Below are 18,528 nucleotides of genomic sequence, written 5' to 3'. Positions count from 1 at the left end.
TCTGCACGGCCCTGCCGTGCGCCCCGCGCCTCGCCCAGAGGCAATGCCTGATAGACCCAGCACACCGTGCTGACGCCCAGCCCCCAGCGGCTTGGCATTTCACATAAGGTGAATTTCGTGATTACCGAACTTGAATTCAAAAGCCTAGCCCAGGACGGGTACAACCGCATCCCCTTGATGCTGGAAGCCTTCGCTGACCTGGAAACCCCGCTCTCTCTCTACCTCAAACTGGCCTACACACGTAACGGTGGCGCCTACAGCTTTTTACTGGAATCCGTAGTTGGTGGCGAGCGTTTTGGCCGCTACAGCTTCATTGGCCTGCCGGCACGCAGCTTCCTGCGCGCCAGCGGCTTTGGTGCTGAAGCCCAAACCGAAGTCGTGCGTGACGGCACTGTCGTCGAAACCCACAAGGGCAACCCGCTGGACTTCATCGCTGCCTACCAGAAGCGCTTCAAGGTCGCGTTGCGCCCCGGCCTGCCACGCTTCTGCGGTGGCCTGGCTGGCTACTTCGGCTACGACGCAGTGCGCTACATCGAGAAAAAACTCGAAGCCAGCTGCCCACCCGACACCCTGGGCTGCCCCGACATCATGCTGCTGCAGTGCGAAGAGCTGGCGGTGATCGACAACCTGTCGGGCAAGCTGTACCTGATCGTCTACGCCGACCCCAGTCAGCCCGAGGCCTATGCCACGGCCAAGAAGCGCCTGCGCGAACTCAAGGAACAGCTCAAATATTCGGTCAGCGCGCCCATCGTCAAGCCCACGCAAAGCCACCCCACCGAGCGCGAATTCGCCAAGGCCGACTACATCGCGGCTGTCGAACGTGCAAAGGAGCTGATTGCCGGCGGCGACTTCATGCAGGTGCAAGTCGGCCAACGCATCAAGAAGCGCTATACCGAATCCCCGCTGTCGCTGTACCGCGCGCTGCGGGCATTGAACCCCTCGCCCTATATGTTTTTCTACCACATGGGTGACTTCCACGTAGTCGCCGCCTCGCCGGAAATCCTGGTGCGCCAGGAATCCATGCCCAGTGGCGAACAAAAAGTCACCATCCGCCCGCTGGCCGGCACCCGCCCGCGCGGATCCTCGCCCGAGGCCGACAAAGCGGCAGAAGCCGAACTCATCGCCGACCCCAAGGAACGCGCCGAACACGTGATGCTGATCGACCTGGCACGCAACGACATCGGCCGCATCGCCAAGATCGGCAGCGTGAAGGTCACCGAGGCCTTTGCAGTGGAGCGCTACAGCCATGTGATGCACATCGTCAGCAATGTCGAAGGCACTTTGCTCGACGGCATGAGCGCCATCGATGTACTCAAGGCCACCTTCCCCGCCGGCACACTGACCGGCGCGCCCAAGGTGCATGCCATGGAGCTGATCGACCAGCTGGAGCCCACCAAGCGCGGCCTGTACGGCGGCGCCTGCGGCTACATCAGCTACGCCGGTGACATGGACGTGGCCATCACCATCCGCACCGGCATCATCAAGAACCAGACCCTGTTCGTGCAGGCCGCAGCCGGCGTCGTGGCCGACTCGGTACCCGAGCTGGAATGGAAAGAAACCGAGGCCAAGGCCCGCGCCCTGCTGCGCGCCAGTGAATTGGTAGAGGAAGGACTGGAATGAGCACGCCCATCAAAGCCCAGCACTGCAACAACATGGCCGAAGTGCGCCAGCACATCGACGCGCTGGACGAGCGCATCGTCGCTCTGGTGGCCGAGCGCAGCGACTACATGACCCAGGCCGCGCGCATCAAGCAGCGTGCCGACCAGATCGTCGACCTGGAGCGGGTCGAATACATCGTGGCCCGGGTGAAGGCCCAGGCCGTGCAACTAGGTGCGCCGCCCGAGATCCTGGAAGCCACTTACCGCGCCATGATCGATGCGTCCATCGCCTACGAGCAGCGCACGTTTGACAAAATCCACGCAGGAGAGTCCGCATGAAACTGCTGATGATCGACAACTACGACAGCTTCACCTACAACATCGTCCAGTACTTTGGTGAACTGGGCGCCGATGTAGAGGTGGTGCGCAACGACGAAATCACCATCGAGGAAATCACCGCGCGCAAACCGGACCGGCTGGTGATCTCCCCCGGCCCCTGCTCGCCCAAAGAGGCTGGCATCTCCGTCGCCGCGATCCAGCACTTCGCCGGCAAGCTACCCATCCTCGGCGTCTGCCTGGGCCACCAGGCGATTGGCGCAGCCTTTGGCGGAACCATCATCCGGGCGCAGCAGCTGATGCACGGCAAGACCAGTGTGATCACCACGACCCAGCAAGGTGTGTTCGCCGGCCTGCCGGAGCAGTTCACCGTGAACCGCTACCACTCGCTGTCCATCGAGCGCGGCACTTGCCCGACGGAGCTGGAGATCACCGCCTGGACCGATGACGGCGAAATCATGGGCGTGCGCCACAAGACGCTGGCCATCGAGGGCGTGCAGTTCCACCCCGAGTCCATCCTCACCGAGCATGGCCACGCCATGCTGAAGAACTTCCTGGACCAGGGGGCGCGATGAGCCTGGACGCGCTGGGCATCGTCCACCTGCCGCTGTTCATCGCCGCCGGCTGGCTGCTGAACCTGACACCCGGCCCGGACGTGTTCTACATCCTCAGCAACGGCCTGCGCGGCGGCTGGCGGGCCGGCGTGGTGGCGGCCTTTGGCATCACCGCCGGCTGCTTCGTCCACATCTTCGCGGCCGCCGTCGGCGTCAGCGCGCTGATCACCGCCTCGGCCACCGCCTTCACGGTGCTGAAGTGGATGGGCGCGGCCTACCTAGTGTGGGTTGGCGTGCAGATGCTGCGTGCGCCCAAACCCGTGGATGCTACGGATTCGATAGCTGCCCCCGCAGATTCCACCAGCGCCAGCGGCACAAAAAGCTTAAAGAAAGTATTTCTGCAAGGCTTCTGGACCAATGCGCTGAACCCCAAGGTGGCGCTGTTCTTTCTGGCCTTTCTGCCGCAGTTCATCACCCCGGGCAGCGCGCATCCCACGCTGTCCTTCGTGCTGCTCGGCCTGCTGTTCAACCTGAACGCGGTGCCGATCAACCTCGGCTACGCCTTGCTGGCCGCCTGGGCCGCCCGCCGCATGGGCGCGGTGCGGCGCGGCATGCACTGGCTGGAACGCGGCGCCGGCGCGCTGTTTGTCGGCTTTGGCCTGAAGCTGGCCTTGTCCAGCACCCCTAGCAATTGACCCGGAGCCTCCCATGATCACCCCCCAAGAAGCCCTGCAGCGCACCATCGAACACCGCGAAATCTTCCACGACGAGATGCTGCACCTGATGCGGCTGATCATGAACGGCGAGATGTCGCCGGTGATGATGGCCGCGCTGATCACCGGCCTGCGCGTGAAGAAGGAAACCATAGGCGAGATCACCGCCGCCGCCCAGGTGATGCGCGAGTTCTCCAACAAGGTGCATGTGGCCGACACCACCCATATGGTAGACATCGTGGGCACCGGCGGCGATGGCGCCCACACCTTCAACATCTCCACCTGCAGCATGTTCGTAGCAGCTGCAGCCGGCGCCAAGGTCAGCAAGCATGGCGGGCGCAGCGTCAGCAGCAGCAGCGGCAGCGCCGATGTGCTGGAGAGCCTGGGCGTGAACATCAACCTCGCCTCCCCGGACATTGCGCAGTGCATTGCCGATGTGGGCATAGGCTTTATGTTCGCCCCCAACCACCACCCTGCCATGAAGAACGTGGCACCGGTGCGCAAGGAGCTGGGCGTGCGCACCATCTTTAACATCCTGGGCCCGCTGACCAACCCCGCCGGAGCCCCCAACATCCTGATGGGCGTGTTCCACCAAGACCTGGTGGGCATCCAGGTGCGGGCGCTACAGCGCTTGGGCGCCGAGCACGCGCTGGTGGTCTACGGCAAGGACGGCATGGACGAAGTCAGCCTGGGCGCGGCCACCCTGGTAGGCGAGCTTCAACACGGCGAGATCACCGAGTACGAAATCCACCCCGAGGACTTCGGCATGACCATGACCAGCCACCGCAATCTGCGCGTGGACACGCCCGAACAATCCAAGGCCATGCTGATGGGCGTGCTGAACAACGACCATGGTGCCCCGCGCGACATCGTGATCCTCAACGCCGGCGCCGCGCTCTACGCCGCCAATGTGGCCGACTCGCTGGCAGCAGGCTTGCAGCTGGCACGGACCGCGATTGAATCCGGCGCGGCCAAGGCCAAGCTGGCCCAGCTGGTGCAGGCCACCACCGCCTAGCGGCTACACGAGGCAAGCACGCACATTGCCGCGCTTGCTTCTATTTTGATAGCTGCCTGCGCAGAGAATATCTGCGCCGCAGGCATAAAACACCCGCATTAAAGACGCTAAAGGCGTCGATTCCAATCGGCACGCTAACCGGCGCCGGGCTCTTTCACCCTTGCTACGCGCGCCTGGCTGCGTACTTAAAAGGTTTCCCAGTCGTCCTCACCACCCGCGGGCTTGGCGGGTTTGGCCGGCACGGGCTTGCGGGCCGAAGGCGCCGGCAACTTGGCCGCCGCGGGCCGCGCAGGTGCAGGTGCAGGGGTCTTGGCCGCCGAGGCCAGAGGTTTGGCGGCTGGTACCTTGGCTGCGGGTCGTGGCGCTGGCGCCACGCTGGTCCGGTGCGGCGCGGCCACCGGAGCCAAGGCACTGCGCTGCGGTTTGTGGGACGTTTGGGTTGTATGCGATGCCAGCTTGAACACACCCACCACGTCCACCAGATCGCCAGCCTGGGATTTGAGGCTGCTGGCCGCTGCGGCCATCTGCTCCACCAGCGCGGCGTTTTGCTGGGTCACCTGGTCCATCTGGGTCACGGCCTCTCCGATCTGCGACACGCCCGAGCTTTGCTCGGCACTGGCGACGCTGATCTCGCCCATGATCTGCGTCACGCGCTGGATGGAGCCCACCACCTCGGTCATGGTGGCGCCGGCCTGGTCCACCAGGGCCGTGCCCTGCTCCACCCGCTGCACACTGGTGGAAATGAGTTGCTTGATTTCCTTGGCCGCGTCGGCGCTGCGCCCGGCCAGGCTGCGCACCTCGCTGGCCACCACGGCAAAGCCGCGCCCCTGCTCGCCCGCACGGGCCGCTTCCACGGCAGCGTTCAACGCCAGGATATTGGTCTGGAAGGCTATGCCGTCGATCACACCAATGATGTCGCTGATCTTGCGCGAGGACTCGTTGATGCCCTTCATGGTTTCGACCACCTGACCCACCACCTCACCGCCCTGGATGGCCACCGAGGACGCGGTCATCGCCAACTGGTTGGCCTGGCGCGCGCTGTCGGCGTTTTGTTTGACGGTGGCGCCCAGCTCTTCCATGGAGGCAGAGGTCTGCTCCAGCGCGCTGGCCTGGTTCTCGGTGCGCGCGCTCAGGTCGTTATTGCCCTGCGAGATTTCCACACTGGCCATGGCCACGCCATCGGCGCTGGTACGTACCTGCTGCATCACGGCGTGGATCTTCTCAACGAACTGATTGAAGCTGGAGGCAATGGTGGCCAGCTCGTCATTGCCACTGGTGGCCACGCGCAGGGTCAGGTCGCCGTCGCCCGAGCCCACCTCTTGCATGGCATCGCGCAGCACGGTGAGGCGACGCAGGGTTTTGCTGAGTACCGTTGCGATGATGAACAGCACGGCTACCGCCACCACCAGGGCGCCGACGACCGATGACCAGACCATGGCGCGGATGCCGGCCGTGGCCTCGTCGCGTTGCAGGGCCACCACCAGCGACCAGTCGGTGCCGGTGATGGGTGCGGCATAGACCAGGCGGGACTCGCCATTGATCTTGATGTCGGTCAGGCCTTTCAGGTCGGCAAAGCCGCCTTGGCCCAGGTCAGGTGCAATATCGGCCACCGGCTTGAGCAGCAAGTTGGCATCTTCGTGCACCACGATTTTGCCGGCCTTGGACACGATAAAGCCGTAGCTGCCGGGCGTTGGGCGGATGGAAGCCACGTTGCGCGACACGGTGTCCATCAGCACATCGGCGGCGGTCACGGCCTTGACCTGGCCTCCCTCCTTCACGGCGGCGGCAAAAGTAATGAGCAACTTCTTGGAGGCAGCGCCAATGTAAGGGTCGGTGACCACCGGACCGTCTGCCGCCGAGGCCTTTTGGTACCAGGGGCGTACGGTGGGGTCGTAGTCCGGGGCCCGCGTACGCACCTCTGAGAAGATGGCCTTCTTGTCGGCATAGCCGATGTAGGCCGAGTCCACACCACCCGCCACCTTGGCCTGTACCAGGGCTTTGAGCGGGTCTTCCTCGGGCACCGCGGCCGCGATGGACGCCACCACCCTGTGGTTCTGCGCGATCCATTCGGCCACGCCTTCGGCGTGCGAGTTGGCCAAGGATCGGGTCTGGCTGTCCAAGGCCTCCAGCGCGTACTGGCGCGCGGTCCAGACGTTGTTGATCGACAAGCCAACCAGCCCCACCAGCAGTACGGCGGCGGTGATGGCGACGATCTTGCCGCGAAGAGAGGTAAGCATTGCAAGCATAGGTGCTCCAGGCGCTAGTGAGGTGTGCGGGCAGAGACCGTGTAGCACGGTCCATATTACGGAAAGTAAAGCACATCCATTCTTGCCGAGAACGCCACTGCTGCGTAGAGGTTGGCCATCGCGCAACCGCATTTATTACATGTTGGCATAGACCAAGCACGCCGCAGAAATTTAAGCAAATGGCTCGCTAGCGCAGAATTTACCTGCGCTAGCAGCTATTTAAACCATAGCAAACCTAACTAACCGTAGCGGCGGGCGATGGCGTGGTCCAGCGACAACTTGCCTGGCCCTTGCGCGACCAGGTACAGCAGCAGGGCGGCCCAGGTGCCGTGGGTAGGGTAAGCCTCGGGGTAGACGAAAAGCTGGATGGTCAGCGTCATGCCCAGCAAAGCCAGTGCCGACAGGCGCGTGCCCAGGCCCAGCAATATCAGCAGTGGAAAGAAATGCTCAGCACAGGCGGCCATGGGCGCGGCCAGCTCCGGCGACACCAGGGGCAGCTTGTATTCCTCGCGGAACAGGGCCACCGCCGAGGCCGACAGATGCGGCCAGCCCAGGTGGAACTCGCCGCCCACCAGGTCGACAGCCAGGCCCTGCACCTTGGTCTGGCCCGACTTCCAGAACACCGCGGCGATGGAAAAGCGTGCCAGAAAGGCGATCAGCGTGTGCGGTATCTGCGCGCACAGGGCGATGAGCTTGCGCAGTGCGGCAACTGGGGGCGATGCGGTCGATGGGGTGTGTACGGTGTCCATGGTTCAGTCTCCAAAATCGAGGTGGGTAATCAGCTGCTGGCGCACCAGGTGGGCCAGCGTGGCCGGTAGATTGAGGTCGGTATCGGCGCTGGCGGCGGCCAGCAGGCTTTCGCCTTGCAATACAGCGCGGATGAAGTGGCCGCTAGCCGGGCTGGCCGCCGTGGTCTCCACCTGCATGCCATTGCGGTAGACCAGCACGGTCTCAGCCTGGCACGGGTCCACGCTGGCCAAGTCCAGCGGGCCCTGGTGCGCGGCCCACAGCGAGAACACCGCGTAGCGCGAGGCCAGCACCTGCAGGGACGGGTGCAGACCCAGCCGCAAGCTGGCCAGCCGCTCGGGCTGCGCCAGGACAGCCTGCAGGGCCTCGGATGGCACAGCGGCCACATCGGCTGCGTGGTAGGCCCGCACGCGGGCCATTTCCAAGCGCGCCACATCGGCAAGATAGGGCAGGCTGCCAGCAGGCTCGAAGTGCTCAATGAAATCGGCCAGATCCGTGCCATACCAGGCCAGGATGCGCGACTGCGGTGTATGGGCGCGCACGAATAGCGCGGCCATGGCGCGGAAGAATTCCTCGCCCACCAGGGCTTGCACCACGGGAAAAGTGGTGGCCAGCGCATCGACCAGCGACACCAGCACGTTGTTGCGGTACACCGCGAAACGCAGCGCCGGGTCGGAGCCGTTCCAAACGCGCAGGCCGTCAGGGCAAGGCTGTGCGGGCTGCAGCAGAGCCTGGGCGAATAGGGCTTGCGCGCTCATGCGGTCACCTGGATCGTGTGCAGCCGGTGCTCGGCCATGCCGGCCTCGGCCAGCAGCACAGGCAAGGCGGGTAAATCGTTGTCACGCTCTATCAGCGTGGCGACCGGGCCGGTCAAACCCAGCACGTAGTCGTACAGCCGCCAGACCGCCGCGTCCACCGGCGCGCCGTGGTGGTCGATCAGCAGCGGATCGCCGGCGGTGTCACATTGTTCGGCAAAACCGGCCAGATGGATCTCGCCCACCTGGTCCAGCGGCAGTGCGCGCACATAGGCCTGGGCGTCGAAGTGGTGGTTGACGCTGCTAACAAACACATTGTTCACGTCCAGCAGCAGGCCGCAGCCGGTGCGTTGCAGCACCTCGGCGATGAAGGCCGATTCGTCCCAGGTGGACTCGGCAAACTGCACATACGTGGCGGGGTTCTCCAGCAGCATGCGCCGGTGCAGACGGGTCTGCACCTGGTCGATATGCTCGCACACGCGCTGCAGGGTGCGGCCCGTATAGGGCATGGGCAGCAAGTCGTTCAGGAACACGCCGCCATGGCTGGACCAGGCCAGATGTTCAGAAAAGGATGCGGGTTGGTAGCGGTCCAGCAGGGCCGCCAAAGCATCAAGATGGTAGGCGTCCAGCGGGCCTTCGGCACCTATGGACAAGCCAACGCCGTGCATGGACAGCGGGTAGTGCTCGCAAACGCGGGCCAGGTGCTGGTGGAAGGGGCCGCCGTCCACCATATAGTTTTCGGCATGCACCTCGAAGAAACCGAGCGCGGGCAAGGTCTGCAAAATCTCGCCCACATGTGTGGATTTGAGCCCTATGCCGGAGCGGGCAGGCAAGCCTGCAGGGCTTGCACCGCGTGGCAGCAACTGTGTATCAACGGGATAGGACATGGCAGTCGCTGCGCAGGTTGAAGGTGTGCTTACATCTTTGCGGTGAAAGCCATCTTTTGGCCCATGCCCGTGGGCGATGTGGCGGACTTCATGGTCTCGCAGGTGCCGGCGGGCACGAACTTCCAGGAGTTGGCCTGGTAGTCCATCTTGGAGGTGCCTGCGCAGGTGGTGCCGGCGCCTGCAGCGCAGTCGTTCTTGCCGGCCATGGCCACGCCGAAGCACTTTTCCTTGGCGTCGTCGGCTGCCGATGCGGGGGCCGATGCCATGGCCAGGGCAGAACCCAAAGCCAGGGCCAGAACAGCGGTGGAAGCGAAGCGGGTGTTGGTAGCGGTCATGGTGATCTCCAGTCAATAAAAGTGAATAAGGGTTGTGTCTTCAGCACGCTGTGCGGTATGCAAGCTTGCTGTGAAGTAGTCGCAGCAGCGCCAGGGTTCTTACAAGCTCTGTATAGTTTTTTCATATTTTTTTTCAGACAGGACACGCCATGTCACTCACCAAACTCTTAGGTACCGCCCTGCCCCTGGTCCAGGCCCCCATGGCCGGCGTACAAGGCAGTGCCATGGCGGTCGCGGTGAGCGAGGCCGGTGGCCTGGGTTCACTACCTGCTGCGCTGCTGGGACTGGATGCCTTGCGCGACGAGCTGGAACGCATCCACGCGCAGACCCGCAAGCCCTATTGCGTCAACTTCTTTTGCCACACACTGCCCGCGCCGCAAGACGGGCAGCCGGCACGCTGGCATGCGGCGCTGGCACCCTATTACGCAGAGATGGGGCTGGACATGGCGCAGATTGCCTCGGGCCCGGGACGCGCGCCGTTCAGCGATGCGGCGGCCGATGTGCTGCAGGCCTTTCGCCCGCCGGTGGTGAGCTTCCACTTCGGCCTGCCCACGCCTGCGCTGCTGCAGCGGGTGCGCAGCTGGGGCAGCAAGATACTGGCCTCGGCCACCACGGTGGAGGAGGCGCTGTGGCTGCAGGCACGTGGTGTGGACGCCATCATCGCCCAGGGGCTGGAGGCCGGCGGCCACCGGGGCCACTTCTTGTCGCACGACCTGTCATTGCAAATGGGCAGCTTCACCCTGCTGCCGCAGATCGTGCGCGCAGTCTCGGTGCCGGTGATTGCTGCCGGCGGCATTGCCGATGCACAGGGCGTGGCCGCCGCCATGGCGCTGGGCGCGGCCGGGGTGCTGGTGGGTACAGCCTACCTGCTGAGCGATGAAGCCACCACCAGCAAGGCGCACCGCGCGGTGCTGCAATCGCCTGCGGCACGGCATACGGTGCTGACCCATTTGTTCACCGGGCGGCCCGCGCGCGGCATCGTCAACCGGGTGATACGCGAGCTGGGCGCGCTGAACGATGCAGCCCCCGCATTCCCCATGGCCACGGCCGCCATGGCACCGCTGCGCGCCCATGCTGAACGCCTAGACAGCGGCGACTTTTCGCCACTGTGGTCGGGGCAGAACGCCAGTGGGTGCCTGGCCTTGCCGGCGGCGGAGATCACCCGGCGGCTGGCACAGGGCTTTGGCGCCTAAGCTTCGTCGGGCCGCGTCAAGTCCAGCACCGTGATGCCGACCTGCGAGCGGCAACGCTCGGCCCAACGCGGATCGGCCAGGCTGCGCTCCACATCCTTGCGACCGGCATCCCAGTGTTCACGCACCGTGGCACGCGAGAACTCGTAGTCCTTGGATTGAGTTTCGTAGTGCTTGCTGCGGTGGATCAAGTGCACGATGGTCAAAGCGGCGGCAGTACCGGCATTCAGCAATTGCTGTAAGTCCGGGTCGTTGGCAAATTCTGGTGGAAGTTTGGTAGCCAGGTTTGCGGCCGTACTGGATATCTTTTGCTGCATTGCGACCAGGTCGGTATTGAAGCGGGTGCGGCTGGCAAACTGGATGTCCTTGCCGCGCTCGGCCACCTCACTCAGGTTGCGCGGCAGCCGGCCCCGTGCGCTGAACAGGTCTACCTGGAACACCAGCATGTCATGGTCCGCCGGCTGGTCGATCACATACTGCAGAGGGGTGTTGGACACCAACCCACCGTCCCAGTAGAAATGGCCGCCGATCTCCACCGGTTCAAAACCTGGTGGTAAAGCGCCGCTGGCCATGATGTGCTCGGGTCCGATGATCCGGTGGCACTTGCTGTCCACAGAATCGAAATACGTGGAGTTGCCGGTGGTGACATGCACCGCCCCCACCGAGAGGCGTACCTTGTCCCGGGCCTGCTTGGCATTGATAAGGTCAAAGTCCACCAAGCGCTGCAGAGTCTTGTACAACGGAGACGTGTCGTAGTAGCTCAGCGCCGCCGCCGTGCCATGCGGCTGGAAGGGCGCGGGCGGCATACGCGGGCTGAAGAAACCTGGCACACCAAACAGCGACACCCAGGCCGCGCTGGACTCGTTGAAAAACTCGCGCGCCTCAACACCAAAATTGCTGGGCAGCGGGGGAGCCAGCAGGTTGGCAGACACTCCCTCCCAGAACTCGCGCAGGCGCGCCACGCGCAGCTCCGGGGGGTTGCCGGCAATGATGGCTGCGTTAATGGCGCCGATAGACACACCAGCGACCCAATGCGGGGCAATACCATGCGTATGCAGGGCCTCGTACACCCCCGCCTGGTAGGCGCCCAGGGCGCCGCCGCCTTGCAGCACCAGCGTGCATTGTTCGGGATAAGGTATGGGAGAAGCGCTCATGCAAACACCTTTCAGACGCAGAAAATGCTGCGCTGCAGTATAGGGTGGCAGGGTAAAGCCAGGTTTACAGAAGAACCGCTTTCGCTCTCAAAAATATAGCTGCCTGCGCAGATATTACCTGCGCTACGGCCCTATGGAGCTGCAAGCCGCCAGGCACCCTGCGGCAGATCCCCTAGTTGGTAGTCGCCTATTTGCACGCGTATCAAACGCAAGGTGGGCAGGCCCACCGCCGCCGTCATGCGCCGTACCTGGCGGTTGCGCCCTTCGCAGATGCGGATCTCCAGCCAGGAAGTCGGCAACAGCGCCCGAAAGCGCACCGGCGGCGTACGCTCCCAGACGGCGGGCGCCTCCATGGCCTGGGCACTGGCCGGCAGTGTCATACCGTCGTTCAGCAGCACGCCCTGGCGCAGTGCCTGCAGCGCGGCCTCGGTAGGCAGACCGTCCACCTGCACCCAGTAGGTTTTGAACTGCTTGCGCCGGGGCTGGGTGATGCGCGCATTCAATGCCCCGTCGTCGGTCAGCAGCAACAGGCCTTCCGAATCGCGGTCCAACCGGCCGGCCACGCGCAGGCTGGGGTCCTGGATGTACTGCGCCAGCGTCGGCCGGTCGCCGTCGGGGCGGAACTGGGTGAGCACGTTGAAAGGCTTGTTGAAGAGGACGATTTTGGCCATGGGCAGGCCCGATTTTAGCCCCTGAAAATACAAGCCTTTTAAGGCTGCAGCGCAGGTAATATCTGCGCAGGCAGCTACGCTTTCAATAGCAAAATGCTTATGGTGTTTGCAGCGTGCCGTCACGCAGCCGGGTCTGGGTCCACAGCGTGATGGCGTTGTCGCACGGGTACTTGAGGGCCTCGGTCTCGTTGATGTCTACACCTAAACCCGGCTTGTCATTCGCGTACACATAGCCGTTGCGATATTCCGGCAAGCCGGGGAACACGTCCAGCAGCGCATCGCGCGGGCCTTTGAGCTCCTGGATCACGAAGTTCGGCGGCTCGGTGCCCGACCATTCCTGCACCCCGAAATTGCGCGCCGCCAGGTCGATATGGATATTCGCCGCATGGCCCAGCGGCGACATATCGCCCGGGCCGTGCCAGGCGGTGCGCACGCCAAACTGCTCGGCAAAGATCTGCAGCTTGCGGCCGGCGGTGATGCCGCCGATCTGGCTCAGGTGTACGCGGATGTAGTCGATCAGCCGCTCGACGATCAAAAACTTCCACTCCGCCGGGTGGTTGAACAGCTCGCCCTGGGCCAGCGGCGTGGTGGTCTTGGCGCGCAGCTGGCGCAGCCACTCGCCCTCCTCCAGCGCGATCGCATCTTCCAGAAAGAACAGGTCGAAGGGCTCCAGCGCGCAGGCGAACTGGATGGCCTCGCTGGGCTTGAGGCGCTCGTGCACGTCGTGGCACAGCGCCACGTCGAAGCCGACCTGGCTGCGTATGCCCTCGAACAGCTTCAGCGTGTCGCGCATGTACTGTTTGCTGTCCAGATAGATGCCATCCAGCGCGCCCTGCGGCGCAGTCGCCGGTGCCGCGCCGAAACCGCCACCGCCGTAGCCGCCGTTCTGGCAGCGGATGTGGGTAATGCCCTGCTCGCGGTACTTCTGGATGTTGTCGCACAGCTCGGCCAGGTCGCGGCCGTCGGCATGGCGGTAGATCGGCACGCCCTCGCGGCACTTGCCGCCGAACAGCTGGTACAGCGGCATCTGGGCCATCTTGCCCTTGATGTCCCACAGCGCCATGTCCACGCCCGAGATGGCGTTGTTTTCGATGGGGCCGTTGCGCCAGTAGGCGTTCTGGTGCATCAGCTGCCACAGCTCCTCGATGGCACTGGCGTCGCGGCCCAGCAGCAGCGGTTTCAGATATTGCTCCAGCAGGCATTGCACCGCCAGCTGGCGGTAGGCAAAGGTCGCGCAGCCCAGGCCGTACAGGCCGGGCTGGTTGGTCTCGATCTTCACCACCAGCAGATTGATGCCTTCGGGCGCGGTGAGTATGACTTTGACGTCGGTGATGAGGGTCGCCATTGCTTTTCTTTCTCAATCGAAATTCAGTAATACCTTCATGGCCTGCGAGCGGTCTGCCGCCAGGGCGAACGCCCGGGCCGAATCGCGGTAGGACAGCGTGGCTGAGATCAGCGGCTTGACGTCGACCAGGCCCTTGTTCAGCAGCTCCACCGCCATGGCGAATTCCTCGTGGAAGCGGAAGGCGCCGCGCAGATCAAACTCCTTGGCCACCAGGGTGTTGATGGGCAACGTCATCTCTCCGCCCAGGCCCAGCTGCACCAAGATGCCGCGCGGCCGCAGGGTGTCGAGCGCACCACGCAGCGCGCGTTCGTTGCCGCTGGCTTCGAACAGCACATCGAAGCTGCCCTTGTCGGCCATGAAGCGCTTCAAACCGTCCGGTTCCTCGGCAACGTTGATGGCCTCGTCGGCGCCGACCTTGAGCGCCTTGCCCAGGGTGTGGTCGCTGACATCGGTGGCCACGATGTGCGCGGCGCCAGCACGCCGGGCCGCCAGGATCACCAGCGCGCCAATCGGCCCGCAGCCTGTGACCAGCACCGACTTGCCCAGCAGCGATCCGGCGCGTCGTACCGCATGCAGCGCCACCGCCAGCGGCTCGGCCATCGAGCCCTCGCCATCGCTGACGCTGGCCGCCAGCCGGTGCGCCTGGTGCGGCTCGACCACGATCTCCTGGCGGAACGCACCCTGCACATGCGGGTTGCGCATGGCGCTGCCGTAGTAGCGCATGTCCAGGCAGTGGTTCTGCAAACCCTGCTGGCAGTAGCGGCACAGGCCGCAAGGCCTGCTCGGGCAGACGGCGATGCGCTCGCCCACTGCAAAGCCGCTCACCGCACTGCCCACGGCGTCGATGACCCCGGCGATCTCATGGCCTAGCACCATAGGCTCCTGCAGGCGGATGGTGCCGAAGCCTCCGTGGTTGTAGTAGTGCAGGTCCGAGCCGCAGATGCCGCCGCAACGCACCCGCACGCGCAGCTGGCCGGAGCCGAGCTCCGCGGTGGGGAAAGTTTCGACGCGCAAGTCGCCGGCGGCGTGGATGACGAGTGCTTCCATGGTGCTATTCCTTGGTACGCAGATTCACTTCTGCAGGTGGGTGGCGCAGACCGGGTGCTTTAGCCGGTCAACCGCCTGGTTCATAAGGACCTGGAGAACGGCAGAACAGCCATGCCCTCACAGCACGGCGAGCATGCCGCCGTCGACGTAAATGATTTGCCCGCTGACATAGTCGGACGCAGCGGAAGCCAGATAGACCGCCGTGCCCGCAAGCTCATCGGCACGGCCCCAGCGGCGCGCCGGTGTCCGGCCCTTGACCCAGGCGTCGAAAGTGGGGTTCTCCAGCAAGGCGGTGTTCATCTCGGTCGCCATGTAGCCAGGGCCGATGGCATTGGCCTGGATGCCGTGCTCGGTCCATTCGGCGGCCATGGCGCGGGTCAGCATCTTGATGCCGCCCTTGGCCGCCGTGTATGGGCCAACCGTGGCGCGCGCCGCCTCGCTGGTCAGCGAGCCGATGTTGATGACCTTGCCGCCACGGCCGCGCGCAATCATGCGTTTGGCGGCCTGCTTGCCGACGATGAAAGCGCTGGTGAGGTTGGTGTCGATCACGCGCTGCCAGTCCTTGAGCTCCAGATCGACCAGGGGCATGCGGTGCTGTATGCCGGCGTTGTTGATCAGGATGTCGATCTCTATGCCTTGCTGGTCCAGCGACGCGAATGCGGCGCCCACGGCGGCTTCGTCGGTCACGTCGAACGGCAGGCCCTGTGCATCGTGGCCCAGGGCGCGCAGCTGGTCCACGGCCTGCGCAACCTGCTCGGCGTTGCGCGCATTGATGACGACTTTGGCACCGGCCTCGGCCAGGCCCTGGGCGAATCCGAAACCCAGGCCGCGCGCGGACCCGGTGATGAGCGCCGTGCGCCCGGTCAAGTCAAACAATGGGGACATGGGGTTTCCTCTATCAGGTGAATCAGGTGAAATCGATGCCGTGTGCGGCGTGGACGGTTCCGCCGCGCAGGCCGACCTCGCCCAGGCCGGGAAAGCGGACTACGACATCGGCATCCCTTGGCATCGGAATCGCGCCCACCCAGGAGCCGGTGGTGACCACGCTGTGCGCCGCCACCGTACGGCCATGGCGCGTGGCGTGGCGCAGCCAGATCGGCAGCAGCCACAGCGGATCGCCCAGGGAATAGGCGCCCGTGTTGGCGATCACCGGCGTGCCGCCAAAACGGACTTCGCAGCGTTGGCCCGCCCAGTCGTGCGCGTACCAGGGCATCCATTCGCCCAGGATCAACGCGCCATGCGAGCCCTGGTCGGCCAGCCGCAAGGCGGCCGGTGCCTGCAGCCCTTCATCCCAGCGCGAATCGGCGATCTCGATGGCGACAGCCATGGCGTCCACCAGGGCCGGACCATCGGCATGGGTCAGGCGCTGCGCGCGCTCGGGCGTCACTTCTTCTGCGAGGCGCAGCACGATCTCGGCCTCCACGGCTGGCGTGTGGAAGGACACATCCGCCAACGTATCGCCAGCCACCCGCACGCCCGCAGACGGCAGGGCCGCATGGCTGAGCACGGAGTCGCGCGATGCGCCGCCCGACTTCCAGTAGCGCGGCCCACCCTCGGCAAACCAGCCCAGCGCCTGGGCCACCGCCTCCTGGACCGCATAGGCCTCATCGTCCGTGCTCAGCGCGGCCCGCAAGGCTGCGGCCGGGGCCGTTTGACCAGAACGGCGCGCCGCGACCAAGGCAGCTACCACCTCTTGCGCGGCCGCGGGCAGGGTGGGAGAGGAATGCGTGTTCATGGCTTAGGCCAGAGCACGTTGTTCAGCGGCTGGCCGTCCAGCCAACGCTGGATGTTGTCGGCCATGGTTTGCTGGCGCCGGCGCACGGTGCCAGAGGTCCAGCCCGACATGTGCGGGGTCATGAGCAGATTCGGCAGCGATGCGAAATCCAGGCGCGATGGCGTGCACTCGGCCTGGTCGGGCGTCGGATAGCGGTACCAGGTGTCGATGATGGCGCCGCCGATGCGGCGCTGGGCCAGCGCGTCGTACAGCGCCTGCTCGTCGATCACCGGGCCGCGCCCGACGTTCAGGATCAGCGCATCAGGCCGCATGGCGGCGAAGGCCTCGGCACCGACGATGCCCGTGGTCTGCGCCGTCAAAGGCAGCGAGACCACGATGGCGTCGGCCGATGCCATGAAGGCCGGCAGCTGGTCCAGGGTGAAGGCCTGGTCTACCCGTTCATCCTGGATGGGGCTGCGGTTGGCCACCGTGACCCGCATGCCAAAGGCCTTAGCCCGTGCCAGGATGGCCTGGGAGATATGGCCGAAGCCCAGCAGGCCCAGCGTCTGCGCTCCCAGCTCGCTGCGCAGTGCGGTCGGCCGGCCGGCCCAGTAGGTCCAGCGCTGCTGGCGCAGATCGGCGTCGGCCTGCGCCAGCGGCACATGGCGCTGCAGCAGGGCGGCCATCACGTACTCGGCGATGGCGTGCTCGTGGCCGAAGCAGTTGCACAGCACAGTGCCGGGCGGCAGCAGGGCCGTGTCGATCGCGTCCGTGCCTGCGGAAGGCGCATGGAACAGGCCCGCTTTCTTGGGTGTCGGCATCTCGCGGTTCAGCTTGATGCCGACGATGACGTCGGCGCTTTCGTAGTGTTCGCGCTCGCCGGGGCCGGCCAGCGTGTCGCTCAGATCGATGATCTGGTGCCGTGGGTCGACCAGGGTCTCGAAGCCCTGGCGAAAGTTGGCGGCGTTCTCGCCGTGGAAAGCAATCTTGAGAGTTTTCATGGGCTGTCCTGGTTGGGGTTTATGGCAACGCTCAGGCCGCGCGCGACAAGGCCGGCACACGGATGCGCTGCCCGCCGCGTTCGAACAGCACGGCTTCGCCCAGGTCGAGCGACAGCTGCACGGGCTGGCCGCTGCGCAGATCGCTATAGCCCTGGACCACGACCATCACGTCGTCGCCGCTCTCGCCGTCGTCGCTGTGGGCGGTATTGGCATGGTCGAGTTTGATGCTGACGATGGACTCGGCCCCCACGTGCTCGACCAGTACCACCTGGCCGGCCAGCACGCCGTGGGCCAGGCCCAGTGCCTGCGGACGAATGCCGAGCAACACATCGCGTGGCGCCTGTTGCCCCAGCGCGGCCAGATGTTCGGGCAAGGGCAGTACGGCCTTGCCAATCACCAGACCGCGCGGTTCGATGCGCGCCTCGATCAGGTTCATCGGGGGCGTACCGATGAACCGGGCCACAAAGGTGTTCGCCGGATCGGTGTAGATCTCGCGCGGCGTGCCGAACTGCTGCACCTCGCCGTCGCGCATCAGCGCGATGCGGGTGCCCATGGTCATCGCCTCGATCTGGTCGTGCGTCACGTAGACGAAGGTGCCGCCCACTTCACGGTGCAGCTTGATGATTTCGGCGCGCATCGAGGTACGCAGCTTGGCGTCGAGGTTGGACAGCGGCTCGTCCATCAGGAACACGTCGGGCTGGCGCACCATGGCCCGGCCCAGCGCCACGCGCTGGCGCTGGCCGCCCGACAACGTGCGCGGGTAGCGGTCGAGCATCTCGGTCAGCGCCAGCGTTTTGGCCGTGCGGTCGACCAGGTCACGCACCGCCGGCGACTGCTCGATGCGCCGCTTGGCCAGGCCACCGATCAGCGGCAAATGGAACCACCAGCGGTGCTCGCGCATGATCAGCGGGAAGCTGATGTTGCGCCGCACCGTCATGTGCGGATACAGCGCATACGACTGGAACACGAAAGCCATGTCACGGGCGCTGGGCGGCAAGGTGTCAACGCGGCGCGCGCCGACGTGGACCTCGCCGCTGGTGACCTGCTCCAGGCCGGCCAGCATACGCAGCAGCGTGGATTTGCCGCAGCCCGAGGGCCCGAGCAGTACGAGGAATTCGCGGTCGGCGACGTCGAAGGTGATCTGGTTGGCGGCCTTCTTGCCGCCGAAGATCTTGGTGACGCCCTGGAGGGAAATGGATGCCATGGTGGGTGTCCGGAAA

General features: G+C 65.0%; 19 protein-coding genes. 6 read left to right on the top strand and 13 right to left on the bottom strand.

The genetic code is table 11. The annotated features are described in order from the left end of the window. Positions 1-117: 117 nt before the first annotated feature. From trpE to trpD, 5 genes are read left to right on the top strand one after another with little or no spacing between them, the layout of a single operon-like run. Positions 118-1,620 carry an anthranilate synthase component I gene (gene trpE, locus AC07VY_RS12010; RefSeq protein ID WP_495097647.1) on the top strand — a complete coding sequence of 501 codons (1,503 nt, stop codon included), beginning with the start codon at positions 118-120 and terminating at the stop codon, positions 1,618-1,620. After that, the gene (locus tag AC07VY_RS12005; protein WP_495097648.1) at positions 1,617-1,937 is read left to right on the top strand and encodes a chorismate mutase; all 321 of its coding nucleotides are present in this window, start codon (positions 1,617-1,619) and stop codon (positions 1,935-1,937) included. Before trpE ends, AC07VY_RS12005 begins: the two co-directional genes overlap by 4 nt. Next, on the top strand, positions 1,934-2,509 hold the full coding sequence (locus AC07VY_RS12000) for an anthranilate synthase component II (protein ID WP_495097649.1): 576 nt from the start codon (positions 1,934-1,936) through the stop codon (positions 2,507-2,509). The genes AC07VY_RS12005 and AC07VY_RS12000 overlap by 4 nt, the downstream gene beginning before the upstream one ends. Continuing rightward, positions 2,506-3,183, top strand: a complete 678-nt coding sequence (locus AC07VY_RS11995; RefSeq protein ID WP_495097650.1) for a LysE family translocator — start codon at positions 2,506-2,508, stop codon at positions 3,181-3,183. The genes AC07VY_RS12000 and AC07VY_RS11995 overlap by 4 nt, the downstream gene beginning before the upstream one ends. A gap of 13 nt (positions 3,184-3,196) precedes the next feature. After that, positions 3,197-4,216, top strand: coding sequence for an anthranilate phosphoribosyltransferase (gene trpD / locus AC07VY_RS11990; RefSeq protein ID WP_495097651.1), 1,020 nt, complete (start codon positions 3,197-3,199; stop codon positions 4,214-4,216). 185 nt (positions 4,217-4,401) lie between these two features. Here trpD and AC07VY_RS11985 read toward each other — a convergent pair whose 3' ends face one another. The 5 genes from AC07VY_RS11985 to AC07VY_RS11965 form a co-directional block, all read right to left on the bottom strand. After that, the gene (locus AC07VY_RS11985; RefSeq protein WP_495097652.1) at positions 4,402-6,453 is read right to left on the bottom strand and encodes a methyl-accepting chemotaxis protein; all 2,052 of its coding nucleotides are present in this window, start codon (positions 6,451-6,453) and stop codon (positions 4,402-4,404) included. A 248-nt stretch (positions 6,454-6,701) separates the two neighbouring features. Further along, positions 6,702-7,211: a DoxX family protein gene (locus AC07VY_RS11980; protein ID WP_495097653.1), complete on the bottom strand. Its 510-nt coding sequence runs from the start codon at positions 7,209-7,211 to the stop codon at positions 6,702-6,704. 3 nt (positions 7,212-7,214) lie between these two features. Then, a complete protein-coding gene (locus AC07VY_RS11975; RefSeq protein WP_495097654.1) occupies positions 7,215-7,967 on the bottom strand; it encodes an HvfC/BufC N-terminal domain-containing protein in 753 nt (250 codons plus the stop codon). After that, positions 7,964-8,851 carry an MNIO family bufferin maturase gene (gene bufB / locus AC07VY_RS11970; RefSeq protein ID WP_495097655.1) on the bottom strand — a complete coding sequence of 296 codons (888 nt, stop codon included), beginning with the start codon at positions 8,849-8,851 and terminating at the stop codon, positions 7,964-7,966. Before bufB ends, AC07VY_RS11975 begins: the two co-directional genes overlap by 4 nt. A gap of 29 nt (positions 8,852-8,880) precedes the next feature. Beyond that, positions 8,881-9,186: a BufA1 family periplasmic bufferin-type metallophore gene (locus AC07VY_RS11965; protein WP_495097656.1), complete on the bottom strand. Its 306-nt coding sequence runs from the start codon at positions 9,184-9,186 to the stop codon at positions 8,881-8,883. Positions 9,187-9,335: 149 nt separating this feature from the next. On the opposite strand from AC07VY_RS11965, the gene AC07VY_RS11960 reads away from it, so the two are divergent. After that, complete coding sequence (locus AC07VY_RS11960; RefSeq protein ID WP_495097657.1) at positions 9,336-10,379, top strand: NAD(P)H-dependent flavin oxidoreductase; 1,044 nt, start codon at positions 9,336-9,338, stop codon at positions 10,377-10,379. Here the strand turns inward: AC07VY_RS11960 and AC07VY_RS11955 are convergent. The 8 genes from AC07VY_RS11955 to AC07VY_RS11920 all read right to left on the bottom strand — a co-directional run bounded on the left by AC07VY_RS11955 (position 10,376) and on the right by AC07VY_RS11920 (position 18,512). Continuing rightward, the gene (locus tag AC07VY_RS11955) at positions 10,376-11,530 is read right to left on the bottom strand and encodes a patatin-like phospholipase family protein (RefSeq protein ID WP_495097658.1); all 1,155 of its coding nucleotides are present in this window, start codon (positions 11,528-11,530) and stop codon (positions 10,376-10,378) included. The genes AC07VY_RS11960 and AC07VY_RS11955 overlap by 4 nt on opposite strands. Before the next feature lie 131 nt (positions 11,531-11,661). Beyond that, positions 11,662-12,201, bottom strand: a complete 540-nt coding sequence (locus AC07VY_RS11950) for a pseudouridine synthase (RefSeq protein WP_495097659.1) — start codon at positions 12,199-12,201, stop codon at positions 11,662-11,664. A gap of 97 nt (positions 12,202-12,298) precedes the next feature. Beyond that, positions 12,299-13,546 (bottom strand): enolase C-terminal domain-like protein, encoded by a 1,248-nt coding sequence (locus AC07VY_RS11945; RefSeq protein WP_495097660.1) that lies wholly within the window; start codon positions 13,544-13,546, stop codon positions 12,299-12,301. Between the two features lie 12 nt (positions 13,547-13,558). Continuing rightward, a complete protein-coding gene (locus AC07VY_RS11940) occupies positions 13,559-14,593 on the bottom strand; it encodes an L-idonate 5-dehydrogenase (RefSeq protein WP_495097661.1) in 1,035 nt (344 codons plus the stop codon). 117 nt (positions 14,594-14,710) lie between these two features. Continuing rightward, positions 14,711-15,478, bottom strand: coding sequence for an SDR family oxidoreductase (locus tag AC07VY_RS11935; protein WP_495097662.1), 768 nt, complete (start codon positions 15,476-15,478; stop codon positions 14,711-14,713). 22 nt (positions 15,479-15,500) lie between these two features. Then, positions 15,501-16,328, bottom strand: coding sequence for a 2-keto-4-pentenoate hydratase (locus AC07VY_RS11930; protein WP_495097663.1), 828 nt, complete (start codon positions 16,326-16,328; stop codon positions 15,501-15,503). Further along, positions 16,325-17,308 (bottom strand): 2-hydroxyacid dehydrogenase, encoded by a 984-nt coding sequence (locus AC07VY_RS11925; protein WP_495097664.1) that lies wholly within the window; start codon positions 17,306-17,308, stop codon positions 16,325-16,327. The genes AC07VY_RS11930 and AC07VY_RS11925 overlap by 4 nt, the downstream gene beginning before the upstream one ends. Before the next feature lie 31 nt (positions 17,309-17,339). After that, complete coding sequence (locus tag AC07VY_RS11920) at positions 17,340-18,512, bottom strand: ABC transporter ATP-binding protein (RefSeq protein WP_495097665.1); 1,173 nt, start codon at positions 18,510-18,512, stop codon at positions 17,340-17,342. Between the last annotated feature and the right edge of the window lie 16 nt (positions 18,513-18,528).

The organism is Rhodoferax sp. GW821-FHT02C08, from assembly GCF_059421805.1.
Note: the sequence above shows the minus strand (reverse complement) of the source record. Positions and strands in the feature narration are given on the sequence as shown.